General features: G+C 72.6%; 19 protein-coding genes. 12 read left to right on the top strand and 7 right to left on the bottom strand.

What is annotated here, in order from left to right; all coding sequences use genetic code 11:
• Positions 1-39 precede the first annotated feature (39 nt).
• On the bottom strand, positions 40-1,416 hold the full coding sequence (locus tag ACWDBE_RS22485) for an FAD-binding oxidoreductase (protein WP_449808866.1): 1,377 nt from the start codon (positions 1,414-1,416) through the stop codon (positions 40-42).
• 42 nt (positions 1,417-1,458) lie between these two features.
• Entirely contained in the window at positions 1,459-2,700 is a 1,242-nt protein-coding gene (locus ACWDBE_RS22490; RefSeq protein WP_449790534.1) for an acyl-CoA dehydrogenase family protein, read from the bottom strand.
• A 193-nt stretch (positions 2,701-2,893) separates the two neighbouring features.
• Between ACWDBE_RS22490 and ACWDBE_RS22495 the strand changes: the two genes are divergently transcribed.
• Complete coding sequence (locus ACWDBE_RS22495) at positions 2,894-4,282, top strand: condensation domain-containing protein (RefSeq protein WP_449808867.1); 1,389 nt, start codon at positions 2,894-2,896, stop codon at positions 4,280-4,282.
• A 64-nt stretch (positions 4,283-4,346) separates the two neighbouring features.
• On the opposite strand, the gene ACWDBE_RS22500 is transcribed toward ACWDBE_RS22495, so the two are convergent.
• Positions 4,347-5,684 (bottom strand): extracellular solute-binding protein, encoded by a 1,338-nt coding sequence (locus tag ACWDBE_RS22500; RefSeq protein WP_449790536.1) that lies wholly within the window; start codon positions 5,682-5,684, stop codon positions 4,347-4,349.
• A gap of 200 nt (positions 5,685-5,884) precedes the next feature.
• Between ACWDBE_RS22500 and ACWDBE_RS22505 the strand changes: the two genes are divergently transcribed.
• The 10 genes from ACWDBE_RS22505 to ACWDBE_RS22550 all read left to right on the top strand — a co-directional run bounded on the left by ACWDBE_RS22505 (position 5,885) and on the right by ACWDBE_RS22550 (position 16,799).
• Complete coding sequence (locus ACWDBE_RS22505) at positions 5,885-7,459, top strand: 4-hydroxyphenylacetate 3-hydroxylase family protein (RefSeq protein ID WP_449790537.1); 1,575 nt, start codon at positions 5,885-5,887, stop codon at positions 7,457-7,459.
• A gap of 49 nt (positions 7,460-7,508) precedes the next feature.
• Positions 7,509-9,263 (top strand): amino acid adenylation domain-containing protein, encoded by a 1,755-nt coding sequence (locus ACWDBE_RS22510; RefSeq protein ID WP_449808868.1) that lies wholly within the window; start codon positions 7,509-7,511, stop codon positions 9,261-9,263.
• Positions 9,260-9,481, top strand: a complete 222-nt coding sequence (locus ACWDBE_RS22515; RefSeq protein WP_449790539.1) for an MbtH family protein — start codon at positions 9,260-9,262, stop codon at positions 9,479-9,481. The genes ACWDBE_RS22510 and ACWDBE_RS22515 overlap by 4 nt, the downstream gene beginning before the upstream one ends.
• A 15-nt stretch (positions 9,482-9,496) precedes the next feature.
• Positions 9,497-10,579: a 4-hydroxyphenylpyruvate dioxygenase gene (gene hppD, locus ACWDBE_RS22520; protein ID WP_449790540.1), complete on the top strand. Its 1,083-nt coding sequence runs from the start codon at positions 9,497-9,499 to the stop codon at positions 10,577-10,579.
• Positions 10,569-11,432, top strand: coding sequence for a class I SAM-dependent methyltransferase (locus ACWDBE_RS22525; protein ID WP_449790541.1), 864 nt, complete (start codon positions 10,569-10,571; stop codon positions 11,430-11,432). The genes hppD and ACWDBE_RS22525 overlap by 11 nt, the downstream gene beginning before the upstream one ends.
• Positions 11,429-12,943, top strand: coding sequence for a class I SAM-dependent methyltransferase (locus ACWDBE_RS22530; RefSeq protein ID WP_449790542.1), 1,515 nt, complete (start codon positions 11,429-11,431; stop codon positions 12,941-12,943). Before ACWDBE_RS22525 ends, ACWDBE_RS22530 begins: the two co-directional genes overlap by 4 nt.
• Positions 12,944-13,105: 162 nt before the next feature.
• Positions 13,106-14,659: an FAD-binding oxidoreductase gene (locus ACWDBE_RS22535; RefSeq protein WP_449808869.1), complete on the top strand. Its 1,554-nt coding sequence runs from the start codon at positions 13,106-13,108 to the stop codon at positions 14,657-14,659.
• A complete protein-coding gene (locus ACWDBE_RS22540; protein WP_449790544.1) occupies positions 14,652-15,425 on the top strand; it encodes an SDR family oxidoreductase in 774 nt (257 codons plus the stop codon). Before ACWDBE_RS22535 ends, ACWDBE_RS22540 begins: the two co-directional genes overlap by 8 nt.
• Before the next feature lie 38 nt (positions 15,426-15,463).
• Complete coding sequence (locus ACWDBE_RS22545) at positions 15,464-16,180, top strand: DUF2306 domain-containing protein (protein ID WP_449808870.1); 717 nt, start codon at positions 15,464-15,466, stop codon at positions 16,178-16,180.
• A 256-nt stretch (positions 16,181-16,436) separates the two neighbouring features.
• On the top strand, positions 16,437-16,799 hold the full coding sequence (locus tag ACWDBE_RS22550) for a YciI family protein (protein ID WP_449790546.1): 363 nt from the start codon (positions 16,437-16,439) through the stop codon (positions 16,797-16,799).
• 80 nt (positions 16,800-16,879) lie between these two features.
• Here the strand turns inward: ACWDBE_RS22550 and ACWDBE_RS22555 are convergent, their stop codons facing one another.
• The 4 genes from ACWDBE_RS22555 to ACWDBE_RS22570 form a co-directional block, all read right to left on the bottom strand.
• Positions 16,880-18,271 carry a multicopper oxidase family protein gene (locus ACWDBE_RS22555; RefSeq protein WP_449808871.1) on the bottom strand — a complete coding sequence of 464 codons (1,392 nt, stop codon included), beginning with the start codon at positions 18,269-18,271 and terminating at the stop codon, positions 16,880-16,882.
• Between the two features lie 183 nt (positions 18,272-18,454).
• Positions 18,455-19,474, bottom strand: coding sequence for an alcohol dehydrogenase catalytic domain-containing protein (locus ACWDBE_RS22560; protein ID WP_449790548.1), 1,020 nt, complete (start codon positions 19,472-19,474; stop codon positions 18,455-18,457).
• Positions 19,475-19,495: 21 nt separating this feature from the next.
• Entirely contained in the window at positions 19,496-20,728 is a 1,233-nt protein-coding gene (locus ACWDBE_RS22565; protein ID WP_449808872.1) for a cytochrome P450 family protein, read from the bottom strand.
• 92 nt (positions 20,729-20,820) lie between these two features.
• Entirely contained in the window at positions 20,821-21,999 is a 1,179-nt protein-coding gene (locus tag ACWDBE_RS22570; RefSeq protein WP_449790550.1) for an acyl-CoA dehydrogenase family protein, read from the bottom strand.
• 262 nt (positions 22,000-22,261) lie between these two features.
• On the opposite strand from ACWDBE_RS22570, the gene ACWDBE_RS22575 reads away from it, so the two are divergent.
• Complete coding sequence (locus ACWDBE_RS22575; RefSeq protein WP_402399514.1) at positions 22,262-22,675, top strand: SgcJ/EcaC family oxidoreductase; 414 nt, start codon at positions 22,262-22,264, stop codon at positions 22,673-22,675.
• The last annotated feature ends 14 nt before the right edge of the window (positions 22,676-22,689 follow it).

Raw genomic sequence — 22,689 nt, forward strand, 5'->3', positions numbered from 1 at the left:
GCGTGCGGTGCCGTGCCGCCGGGCGGTGGCGGGGGCGGGTCAGTAGCGGTTGGAGGACCCGGGCGGGACGTCGTGGCGCAGCCACCCGGCGGGGTCCACCCGGTGGCGCACCCGGTCCAGCCGCGCGACGGCGGCCGCGGACAGGTGCCCCTGCGGCTGCTCCAGCCGCTCGACCAGGGTCGGCGCGGTCCGGCCGGTGTCCCAGGGCGTCAGGGCGGAGCGGACCTCGGCGCAGTGCGCCCGGACCGCCGCCGTGGTGACCTGGTCGACGGCCAGCCCGCCGGCCGTGAACGCGAAGGCCGCGTCGAGGTGGCTGAGCGCCCCGCCGTTCGGGTCGGGCACCGCCAGGGCGCCGCCGAGCTGCCGGAGTTCGGCGTTGACCAGCGGGGATCCCGAGCCCTCGCCGAGCACCTTGAGGAAGGTCTCGGCGCCGTCCGGGCCGAGGTCGGAGAGCAGCAGGTGGTCCCCGAGCACCGGCACCGGGTCGGTCGGGTCCATGTGCGTGCGGACCACGGCCGGCGGGGTGGTGGCGCACCAGGTGTCCAGCACCGGCTCGCGGACCGCCCGCAGCGGCCCGAGCAGGTCCGCGGCCCGGCGCTCGGCGGTCGCCAGGCCGTCCTCGGTCGGGCTGAGCACCACGCCGGCCAGGCAGATCACCGGGCCGCCGGTCAGCACCGGCGGGATCTCCGGCACGGCCGGCAGGTTCATCACCCGGAACGCGGTGGTGACGGCCTCGGGCGCGTCCCCGGTCCAGCGCAGCCAGCGGGACAGCAGCTCGGGGCCGTACGCGGCGGGCCAGAAGGCCGCGCCGGTGACCACCCGGGCCGCCGGGAAGAGCGCGAGCTCGACCGCGGTGACGACGCCCAGCCCTCCCCCGCCGCCGCGCAGGGCCCAGAACAGCTCCGGGTCGGCGATCGCCGAGACGCGGCGGAACTCGCCGTCCGGGGTGACGAGTTCGACGGCCCGGACGCTGTTCACGGCGAGCCCGGCCCGGCGGCCGTAGAAGCTGATCCCGCCGCGCAGCAGGTACCCGACCACCCCGACGGTGGGCGAGGTGCCATGCGGCGCGGCCAGGCCGTGCTCGGCGGCGGCCTCGACCACCGCGCCCCAGCGCGTTCCCGCCGGGACGCGGGCGGTGCGGGCCACCGGGTCGACCACGACCGGCCCGGCGGGCTCGGTGCGGATCAGCAGGGCGTCGTCCATCGGCCGGGCCGAGGAGGAGGCGTGCCCGGTGGTGTGCACCCGGACCCACCGCCCCGCGCGGTGGGCGTGCCGCAGCGCCGCCTGGACCTGTTCGACGGTGCGGACGGTCACCGCCGCCGCGGGCCGGACCGGAGCGGCCAGGTTGAACACGGCGGTCGCGGCGGCGTAGGCGCGCTCCCCGGGCAGCGAGACGCCCGGATCGGTCTCGGTCATGACACGAACTCCTCGGCTCGACGGGCTACTCGACTCGACGGGCTACTTGACACCGAACCGCGCACGGGCGAGCTCCCGGGTCGTCACCGCGGACAGGAAGACCCCGATCCCGGAGTGGCTGTGCAGGGTGGACAGGTCGCGCCAGACCCGCTCGATCCGCTCGCCCTGGCGCACCGCGCTCGACCCCGCCGTCGGGAACAGCTGCCCCTCCACGGCGTGCCAGCACAGCCGGATCACCTCGCGGCAGATGGTGGCGAGGCGCAGGTCGTGCTCCCGGGTGAAGGCGCCGGGCCCCTGGGCGCAGAGGTCCTGCCACTGGGTGACGGCGTGCAGCACGGCGGCCTCGGCGGTGGCGATCATGCCGGCCGCCTCGCCGTACCAGAACTGGTAGTCCGGGTCCTCGGCGCGGGTGACCACGGGCGGGAAGAGCGTCGTGCGGGACTGCATCAGCTCCCCGTAGGCGTCCAGCGCGCCCTGGGCCATGCCCACGGCGAGCGAGGCGACCTCCAGCACCATGAAGCTGAGCGAACCGCCGCCGTACTCCGGGTTGCCGTGCAGCCGGTAGCCGGGGGTGCCGCCGTCGACGAGGACCTCGCTCATGTGGGTGCGCGGCAGCGTCAGGTGGTCCGGGACCAGCCCGTCCTCGATCACGATGCTGTGCGAGCCGCTGCCCTTGAGGCCCAGCTGGCCGCCCCAGTCGTCGAGCCGGCGGAACCGGGAGCGCGGGGCGACGAAGAGCATCGGCGCCGGCGGTTCGCCGTCCTCGCCGGGCACCGGGACGTGCCCCATGAAGTGCGTGGCGTACGGCGAGCCCGAGCAGTAGTTCCAGGTGCCGTCGATGCGCCAGCCGCCGTCCCGCGCCCGCTCGGCCCGGCCGTTCGGCACGATGGTGGCCGGGCAGATGAAGTCGCCTCCGGCGAAGATCTCGGCCTGCGCCCGCTCGCCGAACAGCGAGGCCGCGGGCAGGGCGTGGGTGGCGCCGAGGCAGTACATCCAGCCGGTCGACGGGCAGCCGCGGGCGAGCGTCATCGCCACCCGCAGGAAGGTGTCGATGCCGAACTCGTAGCCGCCGTACCGCTTGGGGACGAGGATCCGGTAGAAGCCGGCCTCCGCGAACGCCTCGTGGGTGTCCTGGGCGTAGTACGTGCGCTGTTCGGTCTCGGCCTGCCGGGCCACCAGGAGCGGCGCGATGGCCTCGGCCCTGGCGATGACCTCCTTCGGCGTCAGACCGGGTTCGGGCGGCTGCGGCGAGCCGGACCCTGCGGCATTCGTGGCGACCGTCATTGCGGCGCGGCTCCTCTACGGTTGGCGCGGGCGTTCCGCCCGGGGCCGGGCGGACATTTCCCGGCCACTGTCGCCCGCGGCGGGGGCGGGGCGCATCTCCCTGATTGCCAGCACGATCGAAGAACCACGGCGGCGGGGCCGTTGCTACGGTTCCGGGGCGAATTCGCCCCGGAACCAGCGAGAGGAATTCCCCGTGATCTCCGATGGAAAGCCGCAGTCGAACGCACCGGAGAGCAGGACGCAGCTCTCCTTCAACCAGGAATTCCTCTGCGGTTTCGACCGCGGCGACGAGGAAGGACCGTTCGGCCCGCACTTCCACATCGTGCACGGCTGGCGCCTGCGCGGGAAGGTCGACGCCGCGACGCTGCAACTGGCCCTGGACGACGTGGTGGTCCGGCACGAGGCCCTGCGCACGGCCATCGTCCGGGGCGACGGCGAGCGGTACCAGGAGGTCCACCCGCCCACCCCGGTCCCGCTGGAGCTGCGGGAGCTGCCCGGAGCGGACGCTCAGGCCCGCGAGCAGGCTGTGGAGGAGCTGATCACCGAGGTCGAGTCGGGAACCATCAGCGCGCGCGAACTCCCTTTGCTGAAGGCCACCTTGCTGCGCTTCGACGAGGACGACGCGATCCTGGCGCTGGTCGTCCACCACACCGCGGCCGACGGATGGTCGGTCCGGCTGATCATCCGCGACCTCGCCGTCCGCTACGCCGAGCGCCGCGGGCACCGCCGGCCCGAGCTGCCGACCGCCCTGCCGTACCGTGAGTTCTCGCAGTGGCAGCGGGAGTTCGCCGAGAACCCGGCGCTGGAGGAGTCGCGCGCGTTCTGGCGCAAGCAGCTCGCCGGCGCCCGGATCCTCTCGGTGCCCACCGACCGGCCGAAGTCCTCCGGCCTGCCGGAGTCCACCGCCGTGTACCGCTTCACCGTCGACGCGGACCTGACCACCCGGGCCGTGGAGATCGGCCGGGCGCTGCGCAGCACGCCGTTCATGGTGCTGATGGGCGCGTTCGCGGTGATGGTCGCGCGCTCCACCGGGACGACCCGGGTGGTGGTGCCGACCTTCTCGCCGGGCCGCGGCGAGGACCGCTTCCACCACACGGTCGGGCCGTTCTTCAACTTCCTCCCGCTGTGCACGGAGCTCGCCGGGGCCCGCGACTTCGCCGAGGTGGTCACCAGGATCCGCACCACCAGCCTGGAGGCGTACGCCCATGACATCCCGTTCGGCCAGATCCTCGCCCAGGCGCCGGAGTTGATGCTGCCGACGCTGGAGGACGAGCGGGCGGCGTGCGTCTTCCAGGTCTTCCCGTTCCCGTTCCTGCTGGACGGCGAGCTGATCGGGGACCTGGAGTTCACCGAGGTGCGCCGCCGGCTCACCTCGCAGCCGGTGGGCTCGGACGTGCCCAACGGCGCGCTGTGGACGCTCAACCTGGACCCGGCCGGTGACGTGGTTGCCAGCATCCAGTACAACAGCAACCTCTACGACGAGAGCACCGTGGCGGAGCAGGTGGACCGCTTCCGCGAGGTGCTGCGGGAGCTGGTCGGCGCGCCGGACGCGCCGCTGGAGCTCGGTGCCGGGAACTCCTGAGTGCGCCGGGGCCGGCGGTTCCGCTCCCCACGGAACCGCCGGCCCCCTTCGTCGACCGGCCCGCTCAGCCGACCCGGATCGGGCCGCGGGGGCGCAGGCCCCGGTAGGCGTCGTTGTACCGGTCCAGCAGCAGCTGGGCCTCGGCGTTCGCCCGGGCGAAGCGCTCCCGCGGGTCCACGTCGGTGGCCAGGACGTCGTGCATGGCGGTGGTCAGGACGTTCTGGATCGCGGCGAACTCGCCGAGCAGCGCGCCCCGGGCGGCCGGCGAGCCGGAGTTGGCGGCGAGCTGGTCCAGCGCCGTGCGGAAGTGCGGGTTGCGGTGGAACCAGCCCTCCTGTTCCAGCAGTTCGATCGCTCCGCCGGTGACCGGGATGAACCCGGTCTCCCGGTGCCGCTCGGCGGCGGTCCGCGGCGCGTTCAGGTACTGCATGAAGGCCAGGGCGCCGTCCTCGGTCTCCTTGTCCAGCCCGGACGCCAGCCAGAGCGCGTCCCCCCCGATCACGTTGCCCGCGTAGGGCACCCGGTCGTTGTACGGCATCCGGCAGGCCCTGGCGACGAAGCCGCCGTCGTGGCCGGCCTGGGCCATCCGGGCCGCCTCGACCGAGGTGGTGAGGACGAAGGCGACCTCCTGGTCGGCGAAGGCGCGGAAGTTGCGGTTCCAGTCGACCTCGGTGTTCACCCGGCTCGGGTGGTAGCGGTACAGGCCCGCCCGGTGCAGCCCCCGCCACCACTCGACGTAGGCGAGCATCGCGTCCGAGTCGAGGTACAGCTTCTCGGCGCGGCCGGAGCGGCCGTTGTCCCGGTCGGCGAGCAGCGCGCCCTGCTGGGCCACCGACTGCTGGAACCACCAGCCGTGGTTGGGCCAGGTGATCCCGTGGGCCGGCCCGTCCGGGAGCGCGGTGACGGCCCGGCAGGCGGCCTCGATGCCGGCCCAGGTCAGCGGGACCTCGGTGATCCCGGCCCGCTCCAGCAGGGTGGTGTTGGCGTAGAGCAGGGTGGTCGAGGTGAGCGGCGGCATGGCCGCGACCGCGCCGTCGTAGGTGTAGAAGTGCCGGGCGGCGGGTTCGACGTCGCCGAGCACGACCGGCTCGCCGAGGATCTCGGTGCGGCCGGCGATCGCCCGCTCGACCGAGGTGAACAGCGGTGAGCCGTCGGGCCGTCGGGCGTCGAGGGCGTCCCGGGTCGAGGTGTAGAAGTACTGCGCGATGGTCGGCGCCTCGCCCTTCAGGGCGGCGTCGTGGATGGTCTGCGGAACCGACAGCCAGTCCACGCCGGTGACCCGGATCCGGTACTCGGGGTGGTTGGCCGTGAACTTCTCCGCCAACTCCCTGGTCCGGTCTTGGAAGTAGGGCATCAACGGGTAGAGCGGCACCACGATGTCGAGGTCGATCCGCTTGCTCATTCCGGAATCCTTCCTGGCAGGCCGGGCAATCCAGATGCTCATGCTCCGGGGGTGGCGTGCCCCGGGCATCTCCGCTCGTGCTGACTGCGCGGCCCCTCGCGGCCCGGTCCGGCGCGAGCGCACGACGGGAGAAGCGGCCGGCCATTCGGAAGTGTCAGGCTCGGTTCGTCCGGTGAACTGGCAGCAAGGAGAGGCGTCTGATGGCCGAAGCCCGCGAGACCACCGCCGGAGATGCGCGCGGCAGCCGCCCGCTGACCGGGGCGGAGTACATCGAGAGCCTCCGCGACGACCGGGAGATCTACCTCTACGGCGACCGGGTCAAGGACGTCACCGCCCATCCGGCGTTCCACAACCCGGTCCGGATGACCGCGCGGCTCTACGACGCCCTGCACGATCCGCGACACCGGCCGGTGCTGACCGCACCGGTCGACAGCGGCGGCGAGGGCTACACCCACCGCTTCTTCACCACTCCGCGCAGCGCGGAGGACCTGGTCGCCGACCAGCAGGCGATCGCCGCCTGGGCGCGGATGAGCTACGGCTGGATGGGCCGCAGCCCCGACTACAAGGCGTCCTTCCTCGGCACTCTGGGCGCGAACGCGGACTTCTACGAGCCGTTCGCGGACAACGCCCGGCGCTGGTACGCCGAGTCGCAGGAGAAGGTGCTGTACTGGAACCACGCGATCGTGCACCCGCCGGTCGACCGCTCACTGCCGCCGGACCAGGTGAAGGACGTCTTCATCCACGCGGAGAAGGAGACGGACGCCGGCCTGGTGGTGTCCGGCGCTAAGGTGGTCGCCACCGGCTCCGCGCTGACGCACTACAACTTCATCGCCCACTACGGCCTGCCGATCAAGGACCGCACCTTCGCGCTGGTGGCCACCGTGCCGATGGACGCGCCCGGGATGAAGCTGATCTGCCGCCCGTCGTACACCGCGACGGCGGCGGCGATGGGCAGCCCGTTCGACCACCCGCTCTCCTCCCGGCTGGACGAGAACGACACCATCCTGGTGCTCGACAAGGTGCTCATCCCGTGGGAGAACGTCTTCGTCTACGGCCAGCCGGAGAAGATCCGGATGTTCACCGGGCAGTCCGGCTTCATCGAGCGGTTCACCTTCCACGGCTGCACCCGGCTCGCGGTGAAGCTGGAGTTCATCGCCGGGTTGCTGGCCAAGGCCCTGGACATCACCGGCACCGGTGACTTCCGCGGGGTGCAGAGCCGGCTCGGCGAGGTGCTGGCCTGGCGCAACCTGTTCTGGGGGCTGTCCGACGCGGCCGCCCGCAACCCGGTCGCCTGGCACAACGGCGCGGTGCTGCCCAACTCCCAGTACGGACTGGCCTACCGGTGGTTCATGCAGACGGGCTACCCGCGGATCAGGGAGATCGTGCTCCAGGACGTGGCCAGCGGGCTGATCTACGTGAACTCCAGCGCCAAGGACTTCGACAACCCGGGGATCCGGCCCTACCTGGACCGGTTCCTGCGCGGCTCCGGCGGTGTCGACGCGGTCGAGCGGGTCAAGGTGATGAAGCTGCTCTGGGACGCCGTCGGCAGCGAGTTCGGCGGCCGCCACGAGCTCTACGAGCGCAACTACGCGGGCAGTCACGAGAACACCCGGATCGAGCTGCTCTTCGCCCAGCTCGCCAACGGCCAGCTGGACGCCTACAAGGGCCTGGTCGACGAGTGCCTGGCGGAGTACGACCTGAACGGGTGGACCGTACCCGATCTGTCCTCCTTCGCCGACCTGAGCGATTCCGTCCACGGGCTGCTCGACAGCTGATCCGGGCGCCGACGACCGGCCGACAACCAATCGATGAGGATCGGAGGGCATGGTGGCTTCCCCTTCCCTTCAGGGGCATTTCACACAACAGGCGCTGCGGACACCGGACGCGATCGCCGTATCGTCCGGTGAAGTCCGGCTCAGCTACCGCGAGTTGGACGAGCGGGCGAACCGGCTGGCGCACCGGCTGCGGGACCTCGGCGTGCGGGCCGAGTCGCCGGTCGCGGTACTGATGGAGCGCTCCGCGGACCTGGTGGTGGCGGTGCTGGCCGTGCTCAAGGCCGGCGGCTGCTACCTCCCGCTGCACAGCGCCTACCCCCTGGCGCGCAAGCAGTGGATCGTGGAGCACTGCGCGGCGCCGGTGCTGCTGACCGACGAGGCGATGCGCGGGCGCGGCCTGCCGGACGTCGCCGAGGTGGTCGTCGTCGAGGGCGAGAAGGGCCTCGCCGACCACCCCGCGACGGACCCGGCCGTCCCGGTCGAGCCGGACGCGCTCGCCTACGTGATCCACACCTCGGGCTCCACCGGGGAGCCGAAGGGCGTCGCGGTCGCGCACCGGGACGCGCTCGGCCTGGCCCTGGACTCGATCTGGTCGCAGGGCCGGCACGAGCGGGTGCTGATGGTGGCGCCGTACGCCTTCAACGTCTCCACCTACGAGTTCTGGGTGCCGCTGCTGCACGGCGGGCGGATCGTGGTGGCCCCGCCCGGCGACCTCGACGTGCACGCCCTGCGCCGGCTGATCGCCGGGGAGCGGATCACCGGCATCCACCTGACCGCGGGCCTGTTCCGGGTGCTCGCCGAGGAGGACCCGGGCTGCCTGGCCGGCGTGCGCGAGGTGCTCACCGGCGGCGACGTCATCGCCCCCTCGGCCGTCCAGCGGGTGCTGGAGCACAACCCCGGCCTGGTGGTGCGGGCGATGTACGGCGCGACCGAGGCCACGCTGTTCAGCACCAGCGCGGCGATGACCGCCCCCTACGTGGCCGACGGCCCGGTGGGCGTCGGCCGGCCGATGGACGGCGTCCGGCTGCACGTCCTGGACGCCGAGCTGCGGCCGGTGCCGGCCGGCGGGGTGGGCGAGCTGCACATCGCCGGACGCGGCCTGGCCCGCGGCTACTTCAACCGGCCCGACCTGACCGCCGAACGCTTCGTGGCCAACCCCTTCGACGCGCCGGGCGAGCGGATGTACCGCACCGGGGACCTGGTCCGGGTCGACCGGGACGGCATGCTGGAGTACCTCGGCCGGGCCAACGACCAGCTCAAGGTGATGGGCTTCCGGATCGAGCCCGCCGAGGTGGAGGCGGCGCTGGCGCGCCACCCCGGCCTGGCCCATGTCGCCGTCGTGGCACGGGAGTCGGAGTCCGGGGAGAAGCGCCTGATCGCGTACTACGTCCCGGAGTCCGACGGGGTCGAGGCGGGCGCGCTGCGGGCGCACGCGGTGGCGCAGCTGCCGGCGTACATGGTGCCGACGGCCTTCGTGAGCGTGCCGGCCCTCCCGCTGACCCCCAACGGCAAGCTGGACCGGCGGGCGCTGCCCGAACCGGTGACCGACTCGGCCCGCCGGGCGCCGGCGACCGAGCGCCAGCGGCAGCTGTGCGCCCTGTTCGCCGAGGTGCTCGGGGTGCCGGAGGTCGGCATCGACGACAGCTTCTTCGAGGTGGGCGGCCAGTCCCTGGACGCGATGCGGCTGGTCAGCCGGATCCGGGCGGCGCTGGACGTCCGGCTCACCGTCACCCAGTTCTTCGACGTGCCCTCGGTGGCCGCGCTGGAGAGCCTGCTGGACCGACCGGAAGGAGAGCGGGGATGACCAGTCCCTTCGACGCCGAGGACGGCCGGTTCACCGTCCTGGTGAACGCGCGGGGCCAGTTCTCGCTCTGGCCGGCCGCCGCCGGGGTTCCGGCGGGCTGGACGGCCGAGCACGGCCCGGTCGACCGGACCGCCGCCCTCGCGTACGTGAACGAGCACTGGACCGATCTGAGGCCGAAGAGCCTCACCGGGCGCCCCCTCGGGCAGCCCGACGACTGACGAGGAGTCTGGAACATGAGCCTCGACGCGGGTCAGGAGACCTTCGGCGGCATGCTCGTCGACCACATCGCCTGCTACGTCGCCGACCTCGCCGCCACCACCGAGTGGCTGGTCCGGGGTTACGGCCTGGAAGTGTACGCGGGTTCGGCCCCGCAGGCGCCGGACCTCCGCTCGGTGGCGCTCGGCCGCAACGGCATCCGGGTGGTGCTCAGCCAGCCGCTGCCGGGCGACCACCCGGGAGCGGCGTACGTGGAGAAGCACGGTGACGGGGTCGCCGACATCGCGCTGCGCGTCCCGGACGCCCGGGCCGCCTTCACGGAGGCCGTCCGGCGCGGCGCCCGGCCCGTCGCCGGGCCGGCCGCGCACGGCGAGCTGGTCACCGCGACCATCATGGGCGTCGGCGACATCGCCCACACCTTCGTCCAGCGGCCGGCCCCGGCCGACGAGCGGCCGCTGCCCGGGCTCGCGCCGGTCGCCACCGACCCGGCCGCACCGGACTTCGGCCTGCGGGAGGTCGACCACTTCGCGATCTGCGTCGAGCCCGGGCAGATCGACGCGACGGTCGCCTTCTACCGGGAGGTGCTCGACTTCGAGCTGATCTTCACGGAGCGGATCAAGGTCAACGGCCAGGTGATGATCACCAAGGTGGTGCAGAACGGCACCGTCACCTTCACCCTGATCGAACCGGACCAGGCCCAGGTCACCGGCCACCTGGACGAGTTCCTGAAGGACCACGGCGGGCCCGGGGTGCAGCACATCGCCTTCACCACGGACGACATCGTCGGGTCGGTCGACGCGATCGCCGCCCGGGGCGTGGAGTTCCTGGGCACCCCGGAGGCGTACTACCGGCTGCTCTCCGGCCGCCTCACCCCGCTGCGGCACTCCGTGGCGGACCTGGAGCGGCTGAACATCCTGATCGACCAGGACCACGACGGGCAGCTGTTCCAGATCTTCACCAAGTCCGTGCACCCGCGCGGCACCCTCTTCCTGGAGGTCATCGAGCGGATGGGGGCCCGCTCGTTCGGCAGCGGCAACATCAAGGCGCTGTACCAGGCCATCGAGTACCAGAAGGGCAGGGGTGCGGCCGATGGCGCGTGACGGGATCTTCGACGACCGGTTCCGGACGGCCGTGGAGCGGCTGCGGGTGCCCGGCATGGGCACCGAGGTGGTGGCGCCGCTGCTCTCCCACCTGATCCACCTGGCCCGGCCCCGCCGGGTGCTGGAGGTCGGCATGGGGTACACCACGCCGTTCCTGGCGAAGGCCCTGGCCGAGGCCGAGGAACTGGCCGCGGCCGAGGCCGCCGCGCTGGTCCGCAAGACCCGGCCGTACCTCGCGGACGGCCGGGAGCTGGACGAGGCGTGGATCGACAGCGAGCCCGCGCTGCTGCTGCCGGCCGGCTACCGCGAGCCGTACGAGCCGCGGTTCGTGGCGATCGACGACCTCTCGGACAGCGGCTCCTCGGCCCCGCTGGTGACGGAGGTGCTGGACGAACTCGGCCTCGCCGAGCGGGTCACCGTGGTCAACTCCGACATGCGCGGGGCCGTCGGACGCCTCCCCGAGGAGTTCCGGCCGATCGACTTCGCCTGGGTCGACGCCTGGGACTGCCTCTACTTCTTCGAGAACTTCTGGGAGTTGATCGATCCGGACGGCGGGATCGTCGTCATGCACTACCTGATGACCTACCCCGAGGGCGAGGCGATCCTCGACTACATCGCCGAGACCCAGCGGCTGGCCCCCGGCGAGTTCGAGATGCTGAACCTGCTGGAGAGCCGCAAGCTGCGCCAGAACAGCATGACCGTGCTGCGCCGCACCAGCGGCAGCCGGCCCCGGCAGTACTCCGACACCGGTCAGCGCCCGCGCCTCGGCGGCCAGGTCCGCGAGGACGCCCTCGCCCTGGCCCGCTCGATGACCGGAGCCGCCGGCCAGAGCCCGAACAGGACACCCCGATGACCCAGACCCCCGTGGAGTTGCTGACCGCCTTCACGACGGCCGGCGCCGAACAGCGCGACGCCGCCTTCCGGCACCTGGTGGCCGCGCTGTGGCAGGACGGCCGGGCGAGCGACCTCGCCCCGGCCGCCGTGCCGGCGCTGCTGACCGCACTGGACCAGGCCCCGCCCGAGCGCCAGGGCTGGCTGGTCCTGCTGCTCGGCCTGCTGGCCGGCGCCGAACCGCCCTCCGTCGGAGGCGGGTCGGCCGAGTCGATCGGCAAGGAACTGGACCGCTTCCTCGAACTGCTCGCGGACCGCGGGGCCCACCCCGGGCGCACCCTCGCCCTGCTGTACCTGCTCTCGCACTTCCCCGCCGACCGCGACCGCATCCTGGCGGCCGTCGAACCGCTGGAGCCTTCCCAGGACGACCTCAGCCGGCTCGACCGGGTGCTGCGGCCGCTGGACCCGGCCACCGCCGTCCTGGGCCGGGTCTGGCCCTCGCCGGCCGAGTGGGTGCTCAGCGAGGCCGAGCGCGCCTTCGACCGCTCGTGGGTCGACGCGCTCTCCCCCGCGCAGCTCGCCGCCACCTGGGACGGCGACACCCGGATGCTGATCGGCTACTCCGGCGCCAAGGCGTACTGGGCGCTGCGCCACGGCACCACCGAGGTGGTCGCCGACACCAGCCCGCACCGGACCACCGCGCTGACGGCCGACGCCGTCGGCACCGCCGACCTCACCCGCCACGCCGAGGTGCTGCGCTGCCCGGCCTGCACCGGCCGCCTGGACGTCTCCCCCGGCGGCGCCCGCTGCGCCGACTGCGCCGCCGCGTACTCCTCCGCGGCGGGCCATCTGGACCTGTTCGAACGCAGCGAGCCCTCGGACCCCAAGGACGTCCTCCAGAACGCCGCCGCCATGCGCAACATCGGGCTGCACTACGAGACCGTGCTGCGGCCGGCCTTCCTGCGGCTGATGGGCGGCAACTTCGGCGGCCAGGTGACGCCGGCCGACGAGGACCGCTACATCGCCGCGCACACCGCCCCGGTCGACGGGCCGGTGCTCGACCTGGCCGCGGGAGCCGGCCGGTGGACCGCCGTGCTGGCCGAGGCGGTGGGCGCCGAGCGGCTGATCGCGCTGGACCTCAACCCGGCCATGCTCACCTGGCTGAGCGGACGGCTGCCGGACGTCCCCGCGCTCCGGGCGAGCGCGCAGGCGCTCCCGTTCGGCGACGCCACGCTGGGCGCGGTCAACTGCTGGAACGCCCTCCAGGCGATGCCGGACCCGGCCGGGGTGATCGCCGAGGTCGGCCGCTGCCTGCGGCCCGGCGGCAGCTTCACCCTGCTCACCTTCCTCCAGGCCGCCGACCCGGTCGACCGCCACTTCCAGGGCACCTTCCGGGGGCCCGGCTTCCCGGACGGCATGCCGCTGTTCGCGCTCGCCGACCTGCGCGCCTGGCTGGCGGCCGCCGGCCTGACCGTCCGGGACCAGTACACCCCCGGCACCTTCGCGGTCATCACCGCCGAACGCGCCGCCTGATCCCGGCGCCCGACCGCTCCCCGACCGCGGCGCCCGATCCCGGCGCCCGATCGGACCCGCCCGACCAGACCCGCCCGATCACACCGCAATCCGCGAGATGTGACGCCCGGCCGTGCCGTGCGAACGTCTCTGCGGCGCAGGAACACGGAGGGACGAACGAGCATGACCGACAAGACCGTTGATCCGACCGGCCCGGCGGTGATCAGGCCCGGGGACCCGAGGTACGAGAACCTCGTGCAGGGCTACAACCACCGCTTCGTCGGACGACCCGACGAGGTGCGCCTGGTGACCACCACCGAGGAGGTGGTGGCGGCCGTCGGCGAGGCTGTGGCGGCGGGCAAGCGGATCGCGGTCCGCAGCGGCGGTCACTGCTTCGAGAACTTCACCACCTCGCCCGAGATCGAGATCCTGCTGGACCTGTCCGAGCTGAACCGCATCGCCCACGACCCCGCGCGCCGCGCGATCGAGGTCGGGGCCGGCGCCCTGCTGGGTGACGTCTACCGCACCCTGTTCAAGCGCTGGGGGGTGACGATCCCGGGCGGCACCGGCTTCGAGGTGGGTGTCGGCGGCCACTTCCCGGTCGGCGGCTACGGCCCCCTCTCGCGCCGCGACGGCCTGATCGTCGACCACCTGTACGCCGTCGAGGTCGTGGTGGTCGACGAGTCCGGCCGGGCCGGGGTCGTGGTGGCCACGTCCGAGCCCGACGACCCGCACCGGGACCTCTGGTGGGCCCACACCGGCGGTGGCGGCGGCAACTTCGGCGTGGTGACCAGGTACTGGCTGCGCACTCCGGGGGCGGACACCGACGACCCGGCCGGGCTGCTGCCCAAGGCGCCGGCCCGGGTCTGGAAGCGGACGGTGATGTGGCCCTGGGACGGGATGACCGAGCGGTCCCTGACCACGCTGCTGCGCAACTACGCCACCTGGTACGAGAACAACGACGACGCCGACTCCCCGGCGGCCGGTCTGTGGAGCAATCTGATCGTCACCCACCGCAACTCCGGGATGTTCGGGATGACGGTGGTGATCGACCACGACGGGCCGGACGCCGAGAAGGTGTTCGCCGAGCACTTCGAGTCCGTGTCCGCCGGGGTCGGCGTGGAGCCGGTGGTGCACACCGCCGAGGTGGTCCCCTGGTTCAGCTCCTGGCTGCCCTCGTACAGCTTCCCGAGCGACCCGAAGGGGCGCTACAAGGACAAGGCGGGCTATCTGCGGAAGGGGTTCACCGATCACCAACTCGGGGTGATCTGGCGCTACCTGAGCGATCCGGAGCACACCAATCCGATGTCGTGCATCGTGGTCGCGGGCTTCGGCGGGAAGGTCAACACCGTCGCCCCCGACGCCACCGCCGCCGTCCAGCGCGACTCCGTCCTGAAGGTCCTCTACTGCGCCGGCGTCTGGCAGTCCGAGGACCAGGACGAGGCCAACATCGCCTGGGTCCGGGCGTTCTACCGCGACGCGTACGCCCCGAGCGGCGGCGTCCCGGTGCCCGACGAGAACAGCGACGGCACCTACATCGGCTACCCCGACCGCGACCTGGCCGACCCGGCCTGGAACACCTCGGGGGTGCCCTGGTCGACGCTCTACTACGGCGGCAACTACCCGCGCCTGCAGCAGGTCAAGCGGACGTACGACCCCGGGAACGTGTTCCGCCACGCCCTGTCGGTCGAACTCCCCTGCGGAGAAGTGGATGTGAAGGAGGATCAGGATGCTTGAGAACAAGGTCGTCGTGGTCTCGGGGGTCGGCCCCGGCCTCGGGCGGGCGATCGCCCTGCGGTCCGCGCGGTCGGGCGCGGACGTCGTGCTCGCCGCCCGGACCGAGTCCCGGCTCGCCGAGATCGCCGCGGAGGTCGAGCGGACCGGGCGCCGGGCGCTGGCGGTGCCGACCGACATCACCGACGACTCGTCGGCCGCCGCGCTGGTCAAGGCCGCGACGGAGGCCTTCGGCCGGGTCGACGCGCTGGTCAACAACGCCTTCGCGGTGCCGCCGATGGTCGACCTCGGCGAGGTCGACCTCGCGGACGTGCGCGCCGGGTTCGAGACCAACGTGTACGCCGCGCTGCGGCTCACCCGGCTGTTCGCGCCCGCGCTGGCGGAGAACCGGGGATCGGTCGTCATGATCAACTCGGCGGTGATCCGGCACTCCAAGCGGCCGTTCGGCGCCTACAAGATGAGCAAGGCCGCCCTGCTGTCGCTGGCGCAGAGCCTGGCCACCGAACTCGGCCCGCGGGGCGTCCGGGTGAACACCGTCGCCCCCGGCTACATCTGGGCGGACGCGCTGCGCGAGGGCTTCGGGCACGTCGCCGCGCAGCGCGGGGTCACCGTCCAGGACGTCTACGACGAGATCGCCGCCACCCTGGACCTCGGCCGGCTGCCCGAGCCGGACGAGGTCGCCGACGCGGTGCTCTTCCTCGTCTCCCCGCTCGCGCGCGCCGTCACCGGGCACTGCCTGGACGTCAACGCCGGCGAATACCACCACTGAACCTGTCAGGACGACGACACGGAAGCTGAGGACCAGCGGTGACAGAGAACACGGAGCAGACCGGTGCGCTGGCCACCGGACCACGGCGGGCGAGACCCGGCACGGAACCGGCCACGGCCACGACGAGCTGGTGGCAGAGCCCGTGGGCGGCGGCACTGGCCGCCGTCGTGGTGTTCAACCTGCTGTACGCCTTCCCGCGCTACCTGTCGGGGGACAGCCATCAGGCCCGGATCCCGCTCGACCCGGACTTCCCGGCGCACTACGCGGTCCTGGTAGCGCACGTCGTCCTCGGCAACATCTCGCTGGTGACGGTCCTCCTCCAGGTCCTGCCGTGGATCCGCCGCCACCACCCGGCCGTGCACCGGATGAGCGGCCGGGTGTACATCTTCGCCGGAGCGCTGCCCAGCGGGGTGCTGGCGCTGGTGCTGGTGCCGTACTCCGCGGCGCCGTCCGGCAAGACCGGGCTGGCCATGATGGCGGTGCTCTGGCTGGGCACCACCCTGCTCGGGCTCCGGGCGGCGCTCCAGCGCCGGTTCGTCGACCACCGGCGGTGGATGGTCTACAGCTTCGCCCTGGCCCTCGGCACCACCTGGGGCCGGGTGCTGGCCGAACTGATGCTGCACGTCCCGGGCTTCCGGATCGACGTCATGACCCTCCTCGACCTGGCCAACTGGGCGGGCTGGGTGTTCAACCTGCTGGTCGCCCACTGGTGGCTCGAGCGGACGGCCCCGCGGGCCGCCCGACTGGTGCGCTGACGTCGAGAACCGAGCGGCCGGCCGTGGTGTCCCACGGCCGGCCGTCGGCGTGTGCGGCCCCGGCGGCCCCGGCCGGCCCGGGCCCGTCGGCCCGCCGGGCCGCCGCCGAAGCGCCGCCGGAGCGCCCGCAGGCCGTCCGGCCTGGGATTCGTCCCGTACGCACGACCGGGGATGTCGAGAACGGGCCGCCGGCTCCGACGTCTCCGGTGGAAGCCCCGGGAAGCGCCCGGGGCGCCACCCCCAAGGAGAGACAGTCATGAAGTACATGCTGACGATGCACATGAACCCCGTGCTGTGGGAGGGCCTGCCCGAGGACGAGAAGCAGGCGGTCTACGCCGGCCACGGCGACTTCATGAAGCTCCTCCGCGAGTCCGGCGAGCTCGTCCACACCCAGGCGCTGGCGGAGCCCGAGAAGAGCACGACCGTCAAGGTCCGTGACGGCGCCCCGGCGCTGAGCGACGGCCCGTACCTGGAGAACAAGGAGTTCGTCTGCGGCTTCTACCTGGTCGACGTCGAGACCCGGGAGCGCGCGATCGAGCTGGCCGGGATGATCCCGGACGCCAAGCACACCGGCATCGAGGTCCGTCAGGTGATGTTCGAGCAGGGCCTGGAGATGTGATCGGATAGCACCCCGCGGAAACGGCGGCGGCGGGTCGGGCTGTTGGTCAGCCCGACCCGCCGCCTTCGTGTTGCGCGGGGTCAGTCGACGATCTCCATCTGCGCCATCATGCCCGCCGAGGAGTGCTCCAACATGTGGCAGTGGTACATGTACTTGCCCAGGTAGTCGGCGAAGGTCGCCTGGACCCGGACCGAGGTGCCGGGCGGGAGCGGGACGGTGTCCTTCAGGCCGACGTCACCGGGCAGCGGCGGCCGGCCGTCCCGGTCGAGCACCCGGAACTGCGTCATGTGCATGTGGAACGAGTGCTGGATCGGGCCGTACTTGGTGGCACCGTCGTCGTTGATGATCGTCCAGATCTCGGTGGCACCGCGCTGGATCCGCTGGTCCACCCGGTTCTCGTCGAACGGCTTGCCGTCGATCAGGCCGACCGGGTTGCCGGTCAGGTCGAAGGAGAGCCGCACCTCGCGCTGGACCGTGGCCGGCGCCAGCGCGGGCATCGCGCGCAGCGCGGTGGGCACCCGGCTGAAGTCGAAGGCCGGGCGGGTCACGTCGAAGCGCAGCACCTGCTCGACCTCGTCGTTGCCGGTGAACTGGCCCTGGTTGGTGAGGAAGCACTGGGTGCCGACCCGCTGCTGGGAGAAGTCCACCACCAGGTCGACCCGCTCGCCGGCGGCGAGCGGGAAGTCCGTCCCCGTCCGGTCGATCGGCGCGGGCAGCAGACCGCCGTCCGAACCGATCTGGAGCACCGGCAGGGAGCCGAAGTTGAACTTCAGGAACCGCAGGGTCGAGTTGTTCAGCAGCCGGATGCGGTACTTGCGCGCGGCCACCGGGAAGTACGGCTTCTGGCGGCCGTTGACCAGGATCACGTTCCGGTTCCGCGGATCGCCGGCCACCAGCTGCCCGTTGGCGTCGATCTCGGCGTCGCGGATCGCGATCGGGACGTCGTACTCGCCGCACGGCAGCTGGTACTGGCCCTCGCCCTGACCCTCGATCAGGTAGAAGCCGTGCATGCCGCGGTAGACGTGCTCGGCCTCCATGTGGTGGCTGTGGTCGTGGTACCAGAGCGTGGCGCCGGGCTGCCGGTTCGGGTACTCGTACTGCCGCTCGGCGCCCGGGTCGATGACCTCCATCGGGTGGCCGTCGCTGTCGGCCGGGACGTGGCCGCCGTGCAGGTGCACGTTGGCGTGCTCGGGCAGCCAGTTGCGGTAGGTCACCAGCGCCCGGCGCCCCTCCTTGGCCCGGATCGTCGGGCCGATGAAGCTGCCGCCGAAGGTCATGCACTTGGTCTTGACGCCGGGGATCAGCTCGAGCTCGGCCGGCAGGATGTCGAGCCGGTACACGTCGGTGTCGGCGGTGCGGGCCACGGGGTTGAGGGTCGGCGGTACCGGCATCCGTACGGAGAACGGCCCGGAGGCCGCGCCCCGGGCGGCCTGCCCGGGGCGCTCCGACTCCCCGGCGGCCAGCGCGCTCACCGGTAGCAGTACGCCGGTGCTCGCCGCTATGCCCGCCAGGCCGAGAAAGTGTCGCCTGTTCAGGATGTCCTCCCCAAGTCGGTATCCGCGCGCCCGAAACGTTGTTCGGGTGCGTCCCAGGTCGCCATCCTGATCGTTGATCAGACCGTACGCTTCTTGCGGGTTGCGGTATTTGACGGCGGATCAGAGGTAGTTGACGACCGCGCGGAAGCGTACCCCACCCTGTTCGACCCGTTCGAGTGCTTCGGCCACCCGTTCTTTGGGGAAGACCTCGACCATCGGCGTGACGGCCCCGGACGCAACCAGGTCGAGGGCCTCGGTGAGCTGGTCGAGGCCGTTGTGGGTGGCGCCGATCACCTGCTGCCGCTGTGCCCAGAACGGGCTGGTGGGCGGGATGGTGAAGGAGTCGACCGGGTCGATGGTGGCGAGCACGATCCGGCCGTTCGGCCGCAGCCCCTGGAGGGACTCGGTGGCCGCCCGGTAGGAGGTGCCGGTCACCAGGACCACGTCGGCGCCGCCGGCCGCCCGCAGCTGCTCGCCGTCGGCGACCACGTGGTCCGCGCCGAGCGAACGGGCCAGCTCGTGCTTGTCCGGCGAGCTGGTGACGGCCACGGTCTCGAAGCCGGCCGCACGGGCGAACTGCACGGCCAGGTGGCCGAGTCCGCCGATCCCGAGCACCGCGACCCGCTCGTGCGGCTTGGGGTCGGCGGCGCGCAGCGCGCTCCACGCGGTGTAGCCGGCGCACAGCACGGGCGCGGCGGTCTCGTACGAGAGGGCGTCCGGCAGCAGCACCGTGCTGTCGGCCGCCACCGCGACGTACTGGGCGTGGCCGCCCTGCACCGTGAGGCCGCTCATCACCGACTCCGGGCAGTTCATCCCGGACTGCCCGGTGAGCGGGAGGTTGAGCCGGCAGTAGTCGCACCGGCCGCAGGTCGCCTGCACCCAGGTGGTACCGACCCGGTCGCCGACCCGGCGGGTGGTCACGCCCGGGCCGACCTCGACGACCTCGCCGGCCGCCTCGTGCCCGACCACCACCGGGTCGAGCGGCGGGAAGGGGAAGACGCCCTGGCTCACCCAGAGGTCGTTGTGGCAGACCCCGCAGGCGTGGACCCGGATCAGCACCTGACCCGGTCCAGCCGTGGGGGTGGGGATCTCGCGCAGTTCCCAGCGCGCCTTGGCCTCCGGTACGACGGCAGCCCACATCGGTCCGACCATCCTTTCGTGTCAGCGGGTTCGCGGCGTGAGGCGGACCGGGAGGGTCTGCACGCCGTTCATGATGAAGGTGACCTGCGGCTCAAGTTCCCCTGCGGGGACGGCGAGTTCGAGGTCGGGGAAGCGGCTGAACAGCGCGGAGAGGGCGATCTCGGCCTCCATCCGGGCCAGCGGCATGCCGATGCAACGGTAGACGCCGTGGCCGAAGGAGAGGTGCTCCTTGTCCGGCCGGCCGGCGTCGAAGGCGTCCGCGCTGTCGCCGTGCATCGCGCGGTCGCGGCCCACCGCCGCGAAGTTGATCAGGACCGGGTCGCCCTTGGCGATGACGACGCCGCCGAGCTCGATGTCCTCCACCGCGAAGCGGAACGGCAGGTGGGCGACCGGCGCCTCGACGCGCAGGGTCTCCTCGATCACGTCCTCCCAGCTCACCGCGCCGCTGCGGAGCAGCGCCAGCTGCTCGGGGTGGGTGAGCAGGGCCCGGGTCGCGTTGGCGAGCAGGTTCATCACCGGCTCGGTGCCGGTGGCGAGCAGCAGGTGCAGGGTGCCGACCAGTTCGGAGTCGTTCAGCCGGGAGCCGTCCTCCTCCTGGACCTGGACGAGGTCGCTGGTCAGGTCGTCCCCGGGGCTGCGGCGCTTGGAGTCGACGAACTCCAGCATCTCCCGGTGCCACTGCTCGACGTTGGCCGCGGCCTCCTCCGGGGTGAGGCTGGTGTCGATGTTCGCCTCGCCGCCGCGCAGGATCTGCGCGCGGTCCTCGGCCGGGACGCCGAACAGGTCGCAGATCACCCGGGCGGGCATCGGGCGGGCGAAGCGGGCCTTGAGGTCCAGCACCTCGCCGGGTTCGCACTGGCCCAGCTCGTCCAGCAGCTCGTCGACGGCCTTCTGGACCTCGGCGCGCATGGCCTCGACCCGGCGCGGGGTGAAGGCCCCGGCGGTCAGCCGGCGCAGCCGGGTGTGGTCGGCACCGTACCGGGTGGTGAGGTTGTCCATCAGCACCCAGCCGATGAGCGGGAAGTCCTCGCCGATCCGGCCCTCGGCGAAGTCCGTCCAGTGCCGGCGCGGGTCCTTGGACAGCCGGTGGTCGCTGAGGGCCTGTCGGGCGGTCTCGTGGTCGGCGATCGACCAGGCGAGAACGCCGCCGGGCAGTTCGATCCGGGCGACCGGGCCGTTCGCCCGGATCCGGGCGGCCTCGGCGTGGATGTCACGTCCGGTGCGGTCGATGACGACGGGTTCGGGGATTGCCATGGAGGTCTCCGAGCGGTCGATGGGAACGGTCGGACGGCATGCCGAACAGGGCCGCCGCCGCTGGTGGCGGCCCTGTCAGGGCAGAGCGTCGGCTACAGGTAGAGCGTGTTCGGGCCGAGCCCGCAGGCGACCCGCCCGTAGAGCTCGAGGTTGGTGTTGGGGTGCAGGATGCCGTGCAGGTTGAGCGTCTGGACGTCCCGCTCGATGCGCTGGATCGGGACGGTGGTGTAGATCGAGGAGCCGCCGCTGGCGGTGTTGAGGATGTCCACCGCCTCCTTGGCGCGCGAGCAGACCGCGCCGAGGTCGAGCCTGATCCGGGCGCGCTCCTCCAGCGTCCACTCCTCGCCGGTGGGGCCCTTGGTGTCGAGCAGGGCGGCGGCGCGGTGGGCGTGGAACTCCACCTCGTCGATCCGGGTGACGGCCTCGGCCACCTGGATGTGGGTCACCGGGGCCTCGGCCTGGTTGGCGTACTCGGTGTAGCTGATCTTCCGGCCGGGGAGCCGCTCGAAGAACGCCTCCTTGGCGGCCCGGGCCAGCCCGAGGGCCGGCGCGGCCACGGTGGCGCACGCGGTGGGCATGAACGGCGCCCGGTAGATGGGCGAGTCGGCGTTCGCCAGGGAGCGGTGCTGCCCCTGGAGCACCGGGACCATCGGCAGCACCCGCGGCTCGGGAACGAACAGGTCGGTGGCGACGGTGGTGACGCTGCCGGAGCCGCGCAGGCCGGTGGTGTGCCAGTCGTCGACGATCTCCAGGTCCGCCAGCGGGACCGCGACCATGATCGGCTGCGGGCCGTCCGGGGTCATCAGCACGGCCGCATTGGTGTTCCAGGAGCTGTGCAGCGCACCGGAGTTGAACGTCCACTTGCCGTTCAGCAGCACACCGCCCTCGACCGGCACGGCGACCGCGGTCGGGCTGAGGATGCCGCTCACCCGCACACCCGGGTCGGCGAAGATCTCGTCCTGCACCTCGTCCGGGAACAGGCCGGCCATCCAGGAGCTGATCGCGTAGACCGCCATGACCCAGGCCGTGGAGCCGTCGCCGCGGCCCAGCTCGGCGATCACGTCCACCACGGTGCGCATGTCGGACTCGTAGCCGCCGTAGCGGCGCGGCACCCGGATCCGCAGCAGTCCGGAGTCGGTCAGCGCCGCCAGGGTGTCGTCGGACAGCCGGCGGTGCTCCTCGTGCCACAGCGCGTTCTTCTGCAGCAGCGGCACCAGCTCGGCGGCACGGCTCACCAGTTCTTCCCTGGACGGGGATTCCTTGGCTGTCATCGGGGGCTCCTCCGGAGTGGGCGGCCCACTCGGGACGGCTTGGCCGTCCGGGCCGCGGTCGTTGATCGGCCCTGTCGAGGCTGGCAGTCGGCCGGGGTGCCCGCATCTCCCGGATTGCGGCGCACCCGAGGCATGCCCTGCCCCGGGTTCCGGGCAACACACCATCGCAATCCGGGAGTTGTCCCCCCTCCCGGCCTGCTGTGAGGCTGGCCGTCACCCGGCCCGCGTGATCGCGGCCGGGACCACCGGAGAAGGAGAGACCATGTCCGCCACTCCCGCGCCCAACACCCCCGACGCCGCCGCCCTGCGCGCCGTTCCCGAGCGCATCGTCGCGGCCTGGGCCGCGCAGGACGCCGACGGCTTCGCCGAGGTCTTCACCGAGGACGCGACGCTGATCCTGCCCGGGGACGTGTTCCTGACGAGCCGTCAGCAGATCCGCGCCTTCATGACCCAGGCCTTCGCCGGCCCGTTCAAGGGGACCCGGGTCACCGGCGAGCCGGTGTCGGTCCGCCCGCTCGCCGAGGACGTCGCCGTGCTGGTCACCCGGGGCGGCGTGCTGGCCCCCGGGGACGCCGAGGTGACGGCCGAGCGCGCGATCCGGGCGACCTGGGTGCTGGCCCGCCAGGGTGCCGACTGGCGGATCGCCTCGTACCAGAACACCCCCCTCGCCGCCTGAGGCACCGCCGTCCG

The sequence above is a fragment of the Kitasatospora sp. NPDC001132 genome (genome assembly GCF_053598415.1).

Excerpts from the sequence above, each read along its gene's own strand:
- ACWDBE_RS22485 (WP_449808866.1), bottom strand. The coding sequence starts at position 1,416 with ATGACCGAGACCGATCCGGGCGTCTCGCTGCCCGGGGAGCGCGCCTAC.
- ACWDBE_RS22490 (WP_449790534.1), bottom strand. The coding sequence starts at position 2,700 with ATGACGGTCGCCACGAATGCCGCAGGGTCCGGCTCGCCGCAGCCGCCC.
- ACWDBE_RS22500 (WP_449790536.1), bottom strand. The coding sequence starts at position 5,684 with ATGAGCAAGCGGATCGACCTCGACATCGTGGTGCCGCTCTACCCGTTG.
- ACWDBE_RS22505 (WP_449790537.1), top strand. The coding sequence starts at position 5,885 with ATGGCCGAAGCCCGCGAGACCACCGCCGGAGATGCGCGCGGCAGCCGC.
- ACWDBE_RS22510 (WP_449808868.1), top strand. The coding sequence starts at position 7,509 with ATGGTGGCTTCCCCTTCCCTTCAGGGGCATTTCACACAACAGGCGCTG.
- ACWDBE_RS22515 (WP_449790539.1), top strand. The coding sequence starts at position 9,260 with ATGACCAGTCCCTTCGACGCCGAGGACGGCCGGTTCACCGTCCTGGTG.
- hppD (WP_449790540.1), top strand. The coding sequence starts at position 9,497 with ATGAGCCTCGACGCGGGTCAGGAGACCTTCGGCGGCATGCTCGTCGAC.
- ACWDBE_RS22525 (WP_449790541.1), top strand. The coding sequence starts at position 10,569 with ATGGCGCGTGACGGGATCTTCGACGACCGGTTCCGGACGGCCGTGGAG.
- ACWDBE_RS22530 (WP_449790542.1), top strand. The coding sequence starts at position 11,429 with ATGACCCAGACCCCCGTGGAGTTGCTGACCGCCTTCACGACGGCCGGC.
- ACWDBE_RS22535 (WP_449808869.1), top strand. The coding sequence starts at position 13,106 with ATGACCGACAAGACCGTTGATCCGACCGGCCCGGCGGTGATCAGGCCC.
- ACWDBE_RS22540 (WP_449790544.1), top strand. The coding sequence starts at position 14,652 with ATGCTTGAGAACAAGGTCGTCGTGGTCTCGGGGGTCGGCCCCGGCCTC.
- ACWDBE_RS22550 (WP_449790546.1), top strand. The coding sequence starts at position 16,437 with ATGAAGTACATGCTGACGATGCACATGAACCCCGTGCTGTGGGAGGGC.
- ACWDBE_RS22560 (WP_449790548.1), bottom strand. The coding sequence starts at position 19,474 with ATGTGGGCTGCCGTCGTACCGGAGGCCAAGGCGCGCTGGGAACTGCGC.
- ACWDBE_RS22565 (WP_449808872.1), bottom strand. The coding sequence starts at position 20,728 with ATGGCAATCCCCGAACCCGTCGTCATCGACCGCACCGGACGTGACATC.
- ACWDBE_RS22570 (WP_449790550.1), bottom strand. The coding sequence starts at position 21,999 with ATGACAGCCAAGGAATCCCCGTCCAGGGAAGAACTGGTGAGCCGTGCC.
- ACWDBE_RS22575 (WP_402399514.1), top strand. The coding sequence starts at position 22,262 with ATGTCCGCCACTCCCGCGCCCAACACCCCCGACGCCGCCGCCCTGCGC.